Origin of the sequence: Rahnella sp. RcJ3, assembly GCF_009498575.1 — a bacterium.
In the GTDB taxonomy this organism is placed as follows: Bacteria; Pseudomonadota; Gammaproteobacteria; order Enterobacterales; family Enterobacteriaceae; genus Rahnella; species Rahnella aceris.
Window position 1 is genome coordinate 132,625 of sequence record NZ_QSNX01000011.1, and the last position, 16,135, is coordinate 148,759.

The 16,135-nt window shown below is 51.1% G+C and carries 15 protein-coding genes; 12 read left to right on the forward strand and 3 right to left on the reverse strand.

What is annotated here, in order from left to right; translation table 11 throughout:
• The 10 genes from DXU84_RS15850 to ghrB all read left to right on the forward strand — a co-directional run bounded on the left by DXU84_RS15850 (window position 1) and on the right by ghrB (window position 10,995).
• Complete coding sequence (locus DXU84_RS15850) at window positions 1–573, forward strand: DNA-3-methyladenine glycosylase I (protein WP_037033862.1); 573 nt, start codon at window positions 1–3, stop codon at window positions 571–573.
• Complete coding sequence (locus DXU84_RS15855; RefSeq protein ID WP_013573373.1) at window positions 570–1,013, forward strand: N-acetyltransferase; 444 nt, start codon at window positions 570–572, stop codon at window positions 1,011–1,013. Before DXU84_RS15850 ends, DXU84_RS15855 begins: the two co-directional genes overlap by 4 nt.
• Before the next feature lie 221 nt (window positions 1,014–1,234).
• The gene (locus DXU84_RS15860) at window positions 1,235–1,897 is read left to right on the forward strand and encodes an OmpA family lipoprotein (protein ID WP_013573372.1); all 663 of its coding nucleotides are present in this window, start codon (window positions 1,235–1,237) and stop codon (window positions 1,895–1,897) included.
• A 103-nt stretch (window positions 1,898–2,000) separates the two neighbouring features.
• On the forward strand, window positions 2,001–3,008 hold the full coding sequence (locus tag DXU84_RS15865; RefSeq protein WP_014411432.1) for a LacI family DNA-binding transcriptional regulator: 1,008 nt from the start codon (window positions 2,001–2,003) through the stop codon (window positions 3,006–3,008).
• A gap of 140 nt (window positions 3,009–3,148) precedes the next feature.
• Window positions 3,149–5,275 (forward strand): alpha-galactosidase, encoded by a 2,127-nt coding sequence (locus DXU84_RS15870; RefSeq protein ID WP_153376196.1) that lies wholly within the window; start codon window positions 3,149–3,151, stop codon window positions 5,273–5,275.
• A 58-nt stretch (window positions 5,276–5,333) separates the two neighbouring features.
• Entirely contained in the window at window positions 5,334–6,620 is a 1,287-nt protein-coding gene (locus tag DXU84_RS15875) for an MFS transporter (protein ID WP_013573369.1), read from the forward strand.
• A gap of 67 nt (window positions 6,621–6,687) precedes the next feature.
• Window positions 6,688–7,722 carry a LacI family DNA-binding transcriptional regulator gene (locus DXU84_RS15880; RefSeq protein WP_013573368.1) on the forward strand — a complete coding sequence of 345 codons (1,035 nt, stop codon included), beginning with the start codon at window positions 6,688–6,690 and terminating at the stop codon, window positions 7,720–7,722.
• A 213-nt stretch (window positions 7,723–7,935) separates the two neighbouring features.
• Window positions 7,936–8,685: a sugar phosphate isomerase/epimerase gene (locus DXU84_RS15885; RefSeq protein WP_037033869.1), complete on the forward strand. Its 750-nt coding sequence runs from the start codon at window positions 7,936–7,938 to the stop codon at window positions 8,683–8,685.
• Window positions 8,686–8,728: 43 nt separating this feature from the next.
• Window positions 8,729–10,021 carry an MFS transporter gene (locus DXU84_RS15890; RefSeq protein WP_013573366.1) on the forward strand — a complete coding sequence of 431 codons (1,293 nt, stop codon included), beginning with the start codon at window positions 8,729–8,731 and terminating at the stop codon, window positions 10,019–10,021.
• Window positions 10,018–10,995 (forward strand): glyoxylate/hydroxypyruvate reductase GhrB, encoded by a 978-nt coding sequence (gene ghrB / locus DXU84_RS15895; protein ID WP_153376198.1) that lies wholly within the window; start codon window positions 10,018–10,020, stop codon window positions 10,993–10,995. Before DXU84_RS15890 ends, ghrB begins: the two co-directional genes overlap by 4 nt.
• A gap of 67 nt (window positions 10,996–11,062) precedes the next feature.
• On the opposite strand, the gene DXU84_RS15900 is transcribed toward ghrB, so the two are convergent.
• Entirely contained in the window at window positions 11,063–12,274 is a 1,212-nt protein-coding gene (locus tag DXU84_RS15900; RefSeq protein ID WP_153376200.1) for a hypothetical protein, read from the reverse strand.
• Window positions 12,275–12,525: 251 nt separating this feature from the next.
• On the opposite strand from DXU84_RS15900, the gene DXU84_RS15905 reads away from it, so the two are divergent.
• Both DXU84_RS15905 and DXU84_RS15910 read left to right on the forward strand, forming a co-directional pair.
• Window positions 12,526–13,776 (forward strand): valine--pyruvate transaminase, encoded by a 1,251-nt coding sequence (locus DXU84_RS15905; RefSeq protein ID WP_112197571.1) that lies wholly within the window; start codon window positions 12,526–12,528, stop codon window positions 13,774–13,776.
• Between the two features lie 357 nt (window positions 13,777–14,133).
• Window positions 14,134–14,889 carry a YopT-type cysteine protease domain-containing protein gene (locus DXU84_RS15910; protein WP_112152004.1) on the forward strand — a complete coding sequence of 252 codons (756 nt, stop codon included), beginning with the start codon at window positions 14,134–14,136 and terminating at the stop codon, window positions 14,887–14,889.
• Between the two features lie 178 nt (window positions 14,890–15,067).
• On the opposite strand, the gene ibpB is transcribed toward DXU84_RS15910, so the two are convergent.
• Together ibpB and ibpA are read right to left on the reverse strand one after the other, a co-directional pair.
• Window positions 15,068–15,502 (reverse strand): small heat shock chaperone IbpB, encoded by a 435-nt coding sequence (gene ibpB, locus DXU84_RS15915; protein WP_112152005.1) that lies wholly within the window; start codon window positions 15,500–15,502, stop codon window positions 15,068–15,070.
• 129 nt (window positions 15,503–15,631) lie between these two features.
• Window positions 15,632–16,042 carry a small heat shock chaperone IbpA gene (ibpA, locus tag DXU84_RS15920; RefSeq protein WP_013573359.1) on the reverse strand — a complete coding sequence of 137 codons (411 nt, stop codon included), beginning with the start codon at window positions 16,040–16,042 and terminating at the stop codon, window positions 15,632–15,634.
• Window positions 16,043–16,135: the final 93 nt, after the last annotated feature.

The window sequence follows — 16,135 nt, forward strand, 5'->3', positions numbered from 1 at the left end:
ATGGCGACTACCCGATGCAACTGGGTTTCGAAAGAACCGATTTACCTCGAGTATCACGATAAAGAATGGGGCGTGCCGGTTAAAGATGGCCGCGAATTGTTTGAAATGTTGTGTCTGGAAGGCCAGCAGGCCGGTCTGTCGTGGATCACCGTGCTGAGAAAACGCGAAAACTATCGCCAGAATTTTCATCACTTCGACCCGGTGCGCATTGCGAAAATGACCGATGACGACGTGGAGCGGCTGGTGCTCGACGCCGGGATCATCCGCCATCGTGGCAAAATCAAAGCCATTATCGGCAACGCACAGGCGTATCTGGCGATGCAGGCCGGTGGCGAAGACTTCTCTGAATTCATCTGGAATTTTGTTGGCGGCCAACCGGTCATCAATAATCCGCTTGGCCCGGAAGGGGTTCCGGCGACCACCGCAGTATCCGATGCCATGTCCAAGGCGCTGAAAAAGAAAGGCTTTAAGTTTACCGGTTCGACAATTTGTTATGCCTTTATGCAGGCAGCCGGGCTGGTGAACGATCATCAGTCATATTGCTTCTGCCATCCGGCGAATCAGCCGTCATGATCCGTGCAGCGCGGCCCGCCGACACCGAAGCCATTCTGATGCTCTGGCTGCGCAGTTCTTTGCTTTCACATGCGTTCATCGCCGAATCCTACTGGATTGAAAGCCTGCAAATGGTCAGAGAAGATTTTCTGCCCAAAGCCAGAACCTGGGTCGATTGCGACGAAGATGATCAGGTTTGCGGATTTATCAGCGTGATGAATCAGCAGTTTATCGGTGCGCTGTTTGTAGAAGCCTCACACTACGGCGATGGCACCGCGCAGCGTCTGATGGCGGCGGCAAAGGAGGAATATCCGGTGCTGCTGCTGGAGGTTTACCAACAAAATGATCGCGCCGTCTCGTTCTATCGCAAGGAAAATTTTGAGATAACCGCGAACACCCGCCATCCCGGCACGGATATGCCAACGTACATTCTGCGCTGGCATCATCCCCTTTCTGAATAAGTTCCAAAAATCCGTAAAAATACAAAAACGGATATCCGGAATTCTCCTACTGCTTAACGTGCCGAAATTGCGCATAAAGAGCGCCAGAACGCCGCAGGACTGATGTCCTCCCGTTGCATTTGTTTATGTTTTGACACCTTTTTCTGTGCAACTTCTCAGAAAGCGCGAAGTCATAATGCAGCGGTTAAGTTCTGAATAATAAACATCCTGAAGGAAATAAGATGAGCAAAAGATTAGTTGTGGTTGCGGGCGTACTTTGCGCCACCCTGGGCCTGTCGGCCTGTACCACTAACCCTTACACCGGCGAATCAGAAGCAGGGAAATCCGGCATTGGCGCAGGTCTTGGGGCCGCGCTCGGCGCAGGCGTCGGTATGCTGTCTTCCTCTAAACACGATCGCGGCAAAGGCGCGCTGATCGGTGCCGCAGCCGGGGCCGCACTGGGCGGCGGTGCAGGTTATTACATGGATGTGCAGGAAGCTAAACTGCGCGACAAAATGAAAGGTACCGGCGTCAGCGTGACGCGTCAGGGCGATAACATCGTGCTGAACATGCCAAATAATGTCACCTTCGATACCAACAGCAGCACGCTGAAACCGGCAGGCGCTAACACGCTGACCGGCGTGGCGATGGTACTGAAAGAGTACCCGAAAACCGCCGTCAACGTGATCGGTTACACCGACAGCACCGGCACCCGCGCGCTCAACATGAAACTGTCGCAGCAACGTGCTGACGGCGTGGGCAGTGCGCTGATTACACAAGGTGTTGAAGGCAGCCGCGTACACACCACCGGCGCCGGCCCGGATAATCCGATTGCCGGCAACAGCACCGAAGCCGGGAAAGCGCAAAACCGTCGTGTAGAAATCACGCTAAGTCCGTTGCAGTAAACTCTGAATATCCTTATTCATCACGGGGCCTTATGGCCCCGTTTTGTCTGGCATGTGATATTCTCCCGCAATGTGTCTCCTCAACGGCGTTACGGGTGTCAGTATGTCTCTGAAAGCTATCGCGAAAGATCTCGGTATTTCCGTGACCACCGTCAGCCGCGCGCTGAACGGTTACGATGACGTTTCAGCAGAGACCAAAGCCCGTGTTCAGGCGGCGGCAAATGTGCGCGGTTACCGCCCCAACACCCTCGCCCGCCGGTTGAAAATGGGCAAGATCGACGCCGTTGGCCTCATTTTTCCCTTCACTTCCCACCCTTTAAGTAATTCTGCTTTTATCGAAATGGTCGGTTGTATCACCCGTGAACTGGCCAAACATGAAATCGACCTGTTACTGGTGCCGGACGAACTGGGCACCTTTTCGTGGCGGCGTCTGATTGAAAGCAAACGCGTCGATGCTATGCTGGTGGCGCATACGCTTGATAACGACCCTCGCCTGCTGGATTTGCAGCAACGCAATTTCCCGTTCCTGGCACTGGGCCGCAGCGGTTGCCTGACGCAGGACTACGCCTGGTTTGATTTCGATAACCGCGCCGGTATGCAGATGGCGGTCGATCATCTCGCCGCACTCGGCCATCAGCGCATCGCGTTTCTTGGCGAAAATAATCAGCAATCGTTTATCGGACAGCGTTATCAGGGGTATCTCGACGGGTTGCAGGTCAACGCCCTGCCGGAAAACCCGGACTACATGCATAAAATCAGCCCAAGCCGTCGCGCCGGTTATCAGACCACGCAGGCATTGCTGGCGCTACCGGTACCGCCAACGGCGATTGTCTGCGACTGCAATATGCACGGCGAAGGCGCAGCACTGGCGTTACATGAAGCCGGTTTACTGCTCAGTGGCGGTATATCACTCATCATTTTTGACGGATTACCCCGTGACAGCGTGCCGGATGTGGCGGTGACCGCCGTCCGCCAGGGCACCCGCGAAGCGGTCGGTTTGCAAATCGCCACCATGACAATGTCGCTGATCCGCAACGAGCCACTGAAAGATTTACAGGTTCTCTGGCAGCCTGAACTGCAGGCGGGCGTTACCGCACATCCACCACGCTGATACTTCCCCTTTCGGTTATTTTTCCACCCTATATCACAAATCTGACGATTTACATTTCCCATCCGAAACGTTTCGGATCAATAGTTACTCCACCTGATCGCGTCTTATCAGCGCAAATCTTTGTTTGGAGCAGCGACTATATGGAAAACCAGATTGTTCATTTAACCGGCGGGAATACCGGCCTGATCGTGCGTTGCATGCCTTACGCCGAAATTCTTTACTGGGGAAACCGCCTCAGCCAGTTTTCAGCGAATGACATTATTTCGCTGAGCCGCGCGGTGCCCAATGGCCGGATTGATGTCGAAGCGCCGGTGAATGTCAGTGCCGACTCAGGGCGCGGTTCATTCGGCACACCGGGCATGGAAGGCCATCGCGACGGGCTGGACTGGTCGCCGGTATTCAATACCACGCAGGTAAAGCATGATGAAAACCAGCTCACCATTACCACCGAAGACCCGATCGCCGGACTGCAATTTCGCAGCGAGTTACGCCTCGATGACAGCGGCGTTTTACAGGCACGTAACAGCCTGACCAACCTCAAACCCGGCACGTATCAGGTGACGCGACTGGCCGTGACGCTGCCGCTGCCGGAACGTGCCGCCGAAGTGATGGCCTTTCATGGCCGCTGGATCAAAGAATTCCAGCCGCACCGCACACGGCTGGATCACGGCGGCATCATTCAGGAAAACCGTCGCGGCAAAACCTCTTCCGAATATTTTCCGGCGATGATGATCGGTCATCCGGGTTTCAGCGAAGAACAGGGCGAAGTCTGGGGAATGCATCTGGGGTGGAGCGGCAACCACAGGCTGCGCGCCGACATCAAAATCGACGGCCGCCGTCTGGTGCAAGCCGAAGCGTTGTATCTCCCCGGTGAGCAACGACTCGGGCAAGGCGAAACTCTGGAAACGCCCTGGTTGTATGCCAGTTATTCCGCCTGCGGCCTGAACCGCATGAGTCAGCAATTCCACCAGTTTGTGCGTGAACAGATTTTGCGCTTCCCGGCTGAGAAACCGCGTCCGGTACATCTCAATACCTGGGAAGGGATTTATTTCGATCACGATCCTGACTACATCATGCAGATGGCGACCGAATCCGCCGCGTTAGGTGTGGAACGCTTCATTATCGACGACGGCTGGTTCCGTGGCCGCGACCATGACCGCGCCGCGCTCGGTGACTGGTATCTCGACGAGAAGAAATACCCGAACGGCCTGAAACCGGTGATCGACCATGTAAAAAAACTCGGGATGGAATTTGGCATCTGGGTCGAGCCGGAAATGATTAACCCGGATTCCGATTTATACCGCGCCCACCCTGACTGGCTGCTGGCGTTGCCGGGCTATCAGCAACCGAGCGGACGTCACCAGTTCGTGCTCGATCTGAACAATCCGCAGGTCTTTGATTATCTGCTGGAACGCATGAGCTGGCTGCTTGGCGAGCACGACGTCGATTATGTGAAATGGGACATGAACCGTGAAATTGTCCAGCCCGGCCATGAAGGCCGCGCGGCACTGACGTCACAAACGCAGCAGTTTTACCGCCTGCTCGACGCGCTGGGCGAACGGTTCCCGCAGATTGAGTTTGAATCCTGCGCGTCCGGCGGGGGTCGCATTGACTTCGAGGTGCTCAAACGCAGCCACCGTTTCTGGACATCCGACAATAACGACGCGCTGGAGCGGCAGAAAATTCAGCGCGGCATGAGCTATTTCTTCCCGCCGGAAGTGATGGGGTCGCACATCGGCAACAAGCTGTGCCATGCCACCTCACGCCAGCACAGCATTGAATTTCGCGGCCTGACGGCGCTGTTCGGTCACATGGGGATTGAGCTGGATCCGGTGAAAGAAGGCGATACCGAACGCGCCGGTTTTGCGAAATACACCCGCCTTCATCAACAACTTCGCCCGTTATTACACAGCGGCGACGTTTACCGCGTGGATACACACGACGAGACGGTGCTGATCAATGGCGTGGTCAGTGAAAGCGCCGATCGCGCGGTATTCCTGGTCAGCCAACTGGCGATGCCCACCTGGTCGTTACCCGGTGTGTTGCGGGTGCCGGGGCTAAGATCTGATGCGCGTTATCGCGTGACGGTGCTGGATGAACCGCCATTGCTGGCGGGTGGCGGCAGCGGTCACACCATGCGCGTACAACCGGCGTGGCTGCATGAATCTCCGGTATTGAGCGGCGAATGGCTGGCAAATGCCGGGCTGGCACTGCCGGTGTTGGATCCGGAAAGTGCCCTGCTGCTGGGCTTCGAAGAAATCAGATAACAACAAAAAACGCCGGTACGACAGTGCCGGTTTTCATGGTTTCGGCAAGGAAATCACTATGAACTCTACACAAACCTCCGATCGTTGCTTCTACAAAAACAATACTAATTTCTGGATATTTGGCAGCTATTTCTTCCTGTATTTCTTCATCATGGCGACCTGTTATCCGTTTTTACCGATCTGGCTTTCTGACGTGATCGGCCTGAGTAAGACGGAAACCGGTATCGTGTTCTCCAGCATGTCGTTGTTTGCCATTCTGTTTCAGCCGATTTTCGGCATCATTTCAGACAAGCTCGGCCTGAAGAAGCATCTTCTGTGGGTCATCGCCGTACTGCTGTTCCTGTTTGCGCCGTTCTTCATTTACGTCTTCGCGCCGTTGTTAAAACTGAATATTGTGCTCGGTGCCATTCTCGGCGGCGCCTATATCGGTTTCGTGTTCGCGGGCGGTTCGGGCGCGACTGAGGCGTATATCGAAAGAGTGAGCCGCAACAGTTCGTTTGAATACGGTAAGGCGCGGATGTTCGGCTGTTTCGGCTGGGGGATTTGCGCCTCGACGGCGGGTGTGCTGTTTAATATCAACCCGGATATCGTGTTCTGGATGGGTTCCGGGGCCGCAATCATTTTGATGATTTTGCTGCTGATTGCCCGTCCACAGGAAAACAAAAACGCACAGGTTTTGGATAAACTCGGTGCCAATCAGCCGCAATTCTCGCTGAAAACGGCGGCTTTATTACTGAAAGAGCGCAAACTGTGGATGCTGATTTTGTATGTCATCGGCGTGGCCTGTGTGTATGACGTGTTCGATCAGCAGTTCGCGACGTTCTTCAAAACTTTCTTCGCGTCGCCACAGCAGGGCACGGAAATGTTCGGCTACGTCACCACCGCCGGTGAGTTGTGTAACGCACTGATTATGTTCTGTTCTCCGTGGATCATTAACCGCATCGGCGCGAAAAACACCTTGCTGCTGGCAGGTACGATTATGTCGATCCGCATTGTCGGTTCGTCATTTGCCACCACGGCGGTTGAAGTGATTTTGCTGAAGATGCTGCACGCGCTGGAAGTACCGTTCCTGCTGGTTGGCGTGTTCAAATACATCACGCAGATTTTTGATGTCCGGTTCTCGGCGACCATTTATCTGATCGGGTTTAACTTTGCCAAACAACTGGCGGCGATTTTCCTTTCGGCCTTCGCGGGCAGTTTGTATGACCGTATCGGATTCAGTGATACTTATCTGATCCTCGGCGGTATTGCCTTTGGCGTGACGATCATTTCCGCGTTTACCCTGAGCAGCAGGCCGAAGCCTGAAGCGGTTTCCGGGGTGCAAACGGCAGAAGGTTTGCGCTGACTTGCGGATGCAGTCTTTCAGCACTCTGTGCTAGTCTCCGTGGGATGAGCAAGAAGGGAGAAAGGCTGTGAGCAAAAAACAGGAACCGGGCGCTGCGGTTCGCGCCACGATACGTGACGTCGCCAGTGCCGCCAAAACCGGTAAAACCAGCGTTTCACGTTATCTCAACGGTGAACAACACCTGCTGTCCGATTCGCTGAAAGAGCGCATCGGACGGGCGATCTCCCTGCTCGATTATCAGCCCAGCCAGATGGCACGTAGCCTGAAAAGCGGGCAAACGCGGCTAATCGGGCTGATCCTCGCTGATATCACCAACCCGTATTCTGTCGATGTGATGCGTGGCGTTGAAGCCGCCTGCCGTCAGGAAGGGCTGACGCTGCTGGTGTGTAACACCAATAACGAGCTGGATCAGGAAAAGCATTACCTGCAATTACTCAGCAGTTATCGCGTCGATGGCATTGTGGTGAATGCCGTCGGGATGCGCGAGGCGGCGATTTCTACGCTGCAACAGGCCAATTTACCCATGGTGCTGATTGACCGTAAAGTGGCGAATTTCGCCTGCGACGTGATCGGACTTAACAACGTGGAAGCCACTCAGATGATGACCGGTCATCTTCTGGAGCAGGGTTTTGAAGCCCTGCTTTTCATCAGCGAACCCGCCAATATAAACACCCGCTTTGACCGCTTACACACCTTTCTGAAATGCATGCAGCAATCTCCGCAGTATATTGCCGAACAGGGTGAAATTGAGCTGAGTAATACCGGAGGGCTGGATAATCTGCTGAAGGACTTTGTGGCACGGCACGCGGATAAACACAAAGCGGTGATGTGTGTGAACGGCGCACTGACGCTACAGGTTGCACGCGCTATGCAGCGGCTGAATCTGCGCTGGGGGCCGGACATCGGTTTATCCGGCTTTGACGAACTGGTGTGGGCAGAACTGGCGGGCGTCGGTATTACGACGCTGAAGCAGCCGACTTACGACATGGGCGTGGCGGCGCTCAGACAACTGGTGACCCGCATTCAGGGCAATACTGAGCCGGTTAAAGACCTGGAGTTTTCCGGCGAACTCATTGCGCGCGGTTCTACAGCAGCGCGCTGATCCCTCTTCTTCCCCCTGAACCTGCCCGTTCTTCGTGAGCGGGATCATATTTTTGCGCTTTTGTCCTGTCGATTGGAACCGGTTCCAATTAGGTTGTATAAAACGAAACAAAACGTTAACAACGGCTCGACCTGTCATTTGTTCCACTAAAATAAGGTTTCGGAAATGATTGCCTGCGCCAGATTACAGGGCGCTTTCACAGGATAAGTATTCATGAAAAGAGAAATCGTCATTGTTACCGCAGCCTACGGCAACAGCGTGGTAAAAGCCCGCGGCGGCCAGGCGGAGCTGCTTTCAGTGATTGCTGATGCTAAGGCCGACGGTGTGGAAATTCGTCGCGAATTGTTCACTGCCGGAGAACTGGATTCGTTGCCAGCGCTGGCAGAAAAAATTAAAAGTCATGGATTGTTTGCGGTGTATTCCGTGCCGTTTCCGCTGTTTTCAGCCGGTGGCAAGCTTAATTCTGATGCATCACAATATTTTGAAGAGGCGCGCATTCTCAATGCCCGCACCATTAAGTTTTCTCTCGGCGAATTTATGCCGGGCCAGGATCTGACCCCGCTGAAGGTTGTGCTGGCGTCAAGCCCGGTGAAGCTGGTGGTTGAGAATGACCAGTCGCCGGATTGCGGCATTCTTTCACGCATTAACGCTTTTATGTTTGCTGCTGAGTCGCTGCATCTGCCGTTAAGCATGACGTTCGACATGGCCAACTGGCTGTGGGTCGGACAGGATCCGGCCGTGGCCGCTGAGCGTCTGGCGCGTCATGTGGGTTATGTGCATGTCAAAGCTGCACAAAAACGTAGCGGAAAATGGCATGCCGTCGCGCTCGATGACAGCGATGGCAGTTGGGAACCTTTATTGAAAAGCCTGCCTCAGGATGTGCCACGCGGTATCGAATTCCCGCTTGAGGGTGATGATCTGACCGCGGTGACGCGCCATTACGTAGAACTGTTACGTCAGTAAGCGCCGTCGGGACCGTGCTGATGCACTATCAGGAGAAACAGTTATGAACCAGTCCAGGATCGCCGCCCGCCGCTGGTGGTATATCATGCCGATCGTGTTCATCACTTACAGTCTGGCGTATGTCGACCGCTCGAACTTCAGTTTTGCCTCAGCGGCCGGTATCAACGACGATTTGGGCATTACCAAAGGGATGTCGTCCCTGTTGGGTGCACTGTTTTTTTTGGGCTATTTCTTCTTCCAGATCCCCGGCACGATTTACGCCGAACGCCGCAGTGTTAAAAAACTGATTTTCTGGTGTTTATTGCTTTGGGGGGGATTCGCCTCTTTAACCGGCGTGGTAACCAACATTCCGATGCTGGCAGTGATCCGCTTCGCCCTCGGCGTGGTGGAAGCTGCCGTGATGCCCGCCATGCTGGTGTATATCAGCAACTGGTTCACCAAATCCGAGCGTTCCCGTGCTAACACCTTTCTGATCCTCGGCAATCCGGTGACAGTGTTGTGGATGTCGGTGCTTTCCGGCTATCTGATCAAATCCTTTGGCTGGCGCGAGATGTTTATCTTCGAAGGCATTCCGGCGGTGATCTGGGCGGTTATCTGGTGGTTTACCGTCAAAGATAAACCTGAACAAGTCAGCTGGCTGAGCGACCAGGAGAAACAGGCGCTGGCCGCACAACTGGAAAAAGAGCAGAAAGACATTCAGGCGGTGGGCGGTTACCGGGAAGCCTTCCGCTCGCGCAATGTGGTGCTGCTTTGCCTGCAATATTTCTTCTGGAGCATTGGCGTGTATGGCTTTGTGCTCTGGCTGCCGTCGATTTTGCGCGACGGCAAATCAATGGGCATGGTCGAAGCGGGCTGGTTATCTTCCGCCCCTTATCTGGCCGCCACTATCGCCATGATCCTGGTGTCCTGGGCATCGGACAAAATGCAAAACCGTAAGTTGTTTGTCTGGCCGTTATTGCTGGTGGCCGCGCTGGCGTTCTTTGGTTCATGGGCCGCTGGCACAAACAATTTCTGGCTTTCGTACAGTTTACTGGTGGTTGCGGCTGCGGCAATGTATGCCCCGTACGGGCCGTTCTTCGCCATTATTCCTGAAATGCTGCCCAAAAATGTGTCCGGTGGCGCGATGGCTTTGATTAACAGCCTCGGCGCACTGGGCTCATTCTTTGGCTCCTGGTTTGTCGGCTATCTCAACGGCAATACGGGCAGTCCGGCAGCCTCATTTATTTTCATGGCCGTGTCGTTACTGGTTTCCGCAGGTTTAACCCTGCTGGTGAGACCGCGAAAGGCCAACATTCAGCCGAAAGAAGTTTCCTTAACCCAAGGGAGTAAGTCATGAAGCCGTCTATCGTTTTATATAAAAAATTACCCGCCGACCTGCATCAGCGTCTTGAAGAGCATTTCACCATCACTGAATTTGATGGCATTACGGATAAGAACCGTGCTCAGGTGTTTGATGCGCTGCAAAACGCCGAAGGATTACTGGGTTCCGGCGGGAAAATTGATAAAGAACTTTTCGACCATGCACAGCGCCTGCGTGCGGTTTCTACCATTTCCGTCGGTTATGATAATTTCGATGTGGCAGAACTGACCCGCCGCGAAATCCCGATGATGCATACTCCGACGGCGCTGACCGATACCGTCGCTGACACGGTGATGGCACTGGTGCTCTCTACCGCCCGCCGCGTGGTAAATGTGGCCGAGCGCGTAAAAGCCGGTGAATGGAATGAAAACATTGGCGAAGACTGGTTCGGCATTGATGTTCACCATAAAACCATGGGCATCGTCGGCATGGGCCGTATCGGTCTGGCGCTGGCGCAACGTGCGCATTTCGGTTTCGACATGCCGATTTTGTACAATGCACGCAGCCAGCATAAAGAAGCGGAAGAGAAGTTTGGCGCGCGTAAATGCGAGCTGGATGAGCTGCTGAAAGAGTCTGATTTCGTCTGTATCTTGCTGCCAATGACCGAGCAAACCTTCCATCTGATCGGTAAGGAAGAGCTGGCGAAGATGAAATCCAGCGCGATTTTGATCAGCGCAGGTCGCGGGCCGGTTATCGATGAACCAGCCCTGATCGAAGCGCTGAAAGCCGGTACGATTTATGGTGCTGGTATGGACGTGTTCGAGACTGAGCCGCTGCCAAAAGATTCTCCGCTGCTGAGCCTGCCAAACGTGGTGGCACTGCCGCATATCGGTTCCGCAACGCATGAAACCCGCTACGATATGGCGGCCTGCGCAGTGGATAACCTGATCGCCGCACTCAGGGGTGACGTGAAACAGTTCTGCGTGAACCCGGAAGTTCTGAAGAAGTAAGATAAAGAATGGGCGAGACCGGTCCGGGCGCAATCCTGCGGCCGGTCTCCCGATTATTTTCGAAGGGTCAGAGGTATTTCATTAATATCTCTCTGATTTTCCCGTCAGCTTTTCTTGCATATATTTCCTTGTTAAACGCATGAAGACTGCTTTTCAGCGCCAGCGTCGGGGCATCGTCGGGTGCCAGAAGCTTAAAGGAAAGGCTGCCAGTAAAGGCTTTTCTTCCGGCGACCATCGACTTAAATTTGTTGAGCAATTCTTCGCCCCCCAGTTCACGGGCACGGGTCTTCAATCCTTTAATAAGAGGGTCTTTCCAGGTTTGCTTGTCGTAATAAGGTAACCGCTTTTTCAGTGACAAATAATCGGAAAGGCTTTGATCGCCCGACATCATGCCAGTCTTGCTGATACTGGTCAGATTTTTAAACGTCGTGCCGGGAATGGTTTGGGTAATAACGATATGTACTTTTTTCTTTCCCGTACCGCGGGAGAAGCCGTGGCACTGGAATATATTTTCGTCTTGCATGGTTGAATAGTGACATTCAGAAAACAAATCATTATAAATTGACCCTGATAAGGAACCTTTGAGGTTTTTCAGTAATCGTTCAATACTCCCTTTTTCCCTGCACACCAGGACATAAGCTGAATTATTCAGCAAGCCACTGTCTTCTATCAATGAATTAATAATAAAAATCTGAGCACAGGTTGTCACGGTATCAGAACTTAAATAGGCAAGATATAAGCTACAATTTGCCGGCATCGATAAGTTATAACCGTCCAGTAATTTAATGATTTCCTGTTTTGCTGATTTTTGTATATTGATAACTTCCTGCTCAGGCATGGGTAAATAACCCATCGATTTCTTAGCGAATCCAAGGCTCTGGACAATGATGTTTTCGAAGCACAGACTCAACAGGGCAGCTTTATAATCACGATCAGATGAAGCCGCACCTCGGGTGACATCTATTTCATCAATGAGAATAACGGTGTTGCATGTGATTATGTCCAGCTGATAGAAAAAATCAGCCAGCACTGTCGATAATACATCGGGAGACAGGAGACTGTAGGGCGTCACAATAATTACCGGGTCATCATAATCCAATTTTTTACCCGGACTGAACACTTCCTTTCCCTGCATATTAATATGTCTTGTTTTGGCATTCACCGTAATTAATGCCCCCTCAGCCTGGGTGCTCCGCGCGATGTCTTTTATTTTCTTTCCCAGCGCATGGTCTCCTCCGCCTGCCGTGAAAATATTCAGTATAAGTATGCTTCTTTTCATTTTATCAACCTGATATATATATTCTTAAACATAATTATGCCAAGAAAGAAAAAATATCATAAGCCGTTTTTTATTACTCTGTCATTAAGCATAAAGGGTTCCGTTCAGGGATATTCGAAAAATACATTGAATGATTTTCCGTATTCATCTTTTTTAATACTTCTCCACGCCAAAACCCGCTGGTCCGATTGCACTGCCTTGCTGCAGGCGTTATGGTGGGTATCACATTTCGATAACATACAAAGCTTTCTATGACGTTTTCTGCTTTCGGTGACAAATTTACCCGTTTTTCAGGCATCACACGCCTGATGGGCGACATGAATGACGGTTTACGCACGCCTGGCGCGGTGATGCTCGGCGGCGGTAATCCGGCGCAAATTCCTGAGATGCAGGATTATTTCCAGACGCTGCTGGCGGAAATGCTCGCCGCAGGCAAGCTGACCGAAGCGCTGTGCAATTACGACGGGCCGCAGGGCAAAGATGTGTTGCGTCATGCGCTGGCAGACATGTTACAGAAAGAACTCGGCTGGCAGCTTGACGCGCAAAACATCGCACTGACCAACGGCAGCCAGAGCGCATTCTTCTATTTGTTCAACCTGTTCGCCGGACGCCGTGCCGACGGTAGTATGTCAAAAGTATTATTCCCGCTGGCACCGGAATATCTCGGTTATGCCGATGCCGGTCTGGACGAAAATCTGTTTGTTTCAGCCAAGCCGAACATCGAATTACTGCCGGAAGGCCAGTTCAAATATCACGTCGATTTCGATCATCTGAATATCACCGATGATATCGGCCTGATCTGCGTGTCACGCCCGACCAACCCGACCGGCAACGTCATTACTGACGAAGAACTGATCCGCCTCGATGCGCTGGCACAGCAGAAAGATATTCCGTTATTAATCGACAACGCGTATGGCGTGCCGTTCCCGGGCATCGTATTCACTGACGCCACGCCGCTGTGGAATCCGAATATTATCCTGTGCATGAGCTTGTCGAAACTCGGCCTGCCGGGTTCCCGCTGTGGCATCGTGATTGCTGATGAAAAAATCATCAAAGCGATCAGTAATATGAACGGTATTATCAGTCTGTCGCCGGGTAGTGTCGGCCCAGCGATTGCCCATGAAATGATTGTCCGTGGCGATTTGCTGCGCCTTTCCGAAGAAGTGATCAAACCGTTCTATTTCCAGCGCGTGCAGGAAACTATCGCCACGCTGCGCCGTTATCTGCCGGAAGAACGTTGCCTGATCCACAAACCGGAAGGGGCGATTTTCCTGTGGCTGTGGTTCAAGGATTTACCGATCACCACCGAAGTGCTGTATCAGCGCCTGAAACAACGTGGGGTACTTATGGTGCCGGGCGATTACTTCTTCCCGGGTCTCGAGCATCCGTGGCCACATACGCATCAGTGCATGCGGATGAATTACGTGCCTGATGCGGAACAGATCGAGCGCGGCGTGAAAATTCTGGCAGAAGAAGTAGAAAAAGCCCACGCTGAAGGCTGATTTTTCACAATAAAGTGACCAGAAGGAATGATATTCTTTCGGGTCACTTTATCAATCTAAGGACCCTTACTCATGAGTAGAAAACAATCTTATTCTCAATGACATCATAAAGTTATTTATATCTCCCTCAACGCATCCAGATACACATTCATTCAAAAAAATCAATTCATTTTATATATAGATATACACCACTTTATATTTTTTACAGTTAAACAAAAAAATAACATTATTTATCAAAGAAATAAAAACCCAGTCAAGAGCTTTAGTATTTTACATAATCAATTAAATGGGAATTTTATTATCACTGGCGTATTTTTATGCAATATGTATTTTTTGATTTAAAAAATAGGTGAGAAAATGATTAACAGATTACGTCAATATATTAATAAAACAAACGGTACATACAGTTTTTTTAATCAGGTGACGTACATACAGCAAAACAAATGGGTAGCTAACAACCCCCGAAATCTTGGTGGAGCATGGTTAGGAAGTCATAGAGACTCAGAAAGTAAACAAATTCAGTACGGATTACGTGGAGCCTGTTATGGCCTCTCTGCGGCATATTTAATTACTGGTAGAGATTGGAGTAGTTTCAAATGTTTCATCAATACCTCTGCATCGCATCGATTGATATTAGGAATAATGAATATTCAGGAACAGAACTCTGCGTTGGCATATAAACAAGCTAAATTAAAAGCACAAAAAAGTTTATTTGATAATTTTCACCGTAAAGGGCATTCCCCCAAGGTAAACTACATGCGTACTGAAGACGCATACCATCTGATAATGAAGAATGAGGGGAGGTTGATCTGCTTAAAAACGTCAACTCTGCCGCAGGCCAGTACTACCGCTGCAAGAATCGAAGGGCTGGTAAAATCGTTAAGGCAAGACAGCTTATATGAAATAGGTATTTATGAGGGTTGCAAGGGAGGCCATTCCATCGCTATCAGAACAGATGGGAACATGATTAAACTCTTTGATGCAAATATAGGTGAAATATCTTACGACTACAACACAAAACAGATCATGCATTTTGTGGAAGCACTTTGTATAGTATTTGATGGGTGTTACAAGAACTACAACCGAATCACAGTAGACGAATATTATCGTTAAGTTACATCACTCTAAATACATGCTTACCTCATCACTAAGAGCTTCAATTACGGAAAACGCTTTGAAAGACTTGAACAAAATAAATACACCTCGTTTTACTTACTGATTAAGATAATATATACCTCATCACATCCTGCTTTATGTTCCCCCGCATCGGGGGAACATAAACAGATCACGTTTATTCGGACTGATTTTCCAGCGCCGGTTTTTCAGTACCAATCGCAATTTTTTGCGGTTGCAATGCTTCCGGTACATCACGAACCAGATTGATATGCAGCAAGCCATGCGTAAATTCAGCCGCCGAGACGTGCATATGCTCTGCCAGCGTGAAGCTCAGGGTGAAAGGCTTAATCACCAGCCCCTGATGCAAATATTCCACTTTAGTTTCCGGCTGAGCCGGTGTGCCGCTGACCGTTAATCGCGGCCCTTCGACTTCAATATTCAGTTCGCTTTGCTGGAAACCGGCCAGCGCCAGTGAAATGCGGTAATGGTTGTCATCAGACTTTTCAATATTGTAAGGAGGAAAAGCCTGATCGGCGCCTTGCATTGAACTGGCTAATTTATCGAAACCAATCCACTGACGCAGTAATGGGGAAATATCATAATTACGCATAATGTAACTCCTTCTTTGAAGCGAGATGATTAATGTCGTCATCCTTTTTGGATGTGACAGTACAGCTCCCTGACGGCGAGCCTAAACTTTTTCATTTCGTGGCGGTCAACAACGATGATGGTCGCTGAATTAACGGATCTCGATACGCCGTGGTTTGGACGACTCAGGAACGACGCGTTCCAGATCGATATACAGCAAACCGTTCGACAAATTGGCCGCTTTTATCTGAATATGTTCAGCCAGCTGGAATTTGCGCTCGAAATTACGTTCCGCGATGCCCTGATATAAATAGGTTCGCTCAGTATCGCCAGGTGCATGCGCGCCTTTGACCAGCAGCATGTTGTCATGCGCAGTGATGTCCAGCTCAGATTCGGCAAAACCTGCGACCGCGATAGCAATCCGGTAATGATTTTCGTCAACCAACTCGACATTATAAGGGGGGTAGCCGCCGCCCTGATTCTGACCCGATTCGATAAGATTAAATAAACGGTCAAAACCAATGGCAGAACGGTAGAGCGGGGATAAATCAAAATTACGCATTGCTACTTCTCCTGATATTCAGCGAGTTTTTTAAATAGCCTTCCAGGCGGACAGACCAGCGTCACAGTGATGACAGAAGAACCCTTCCGGCGT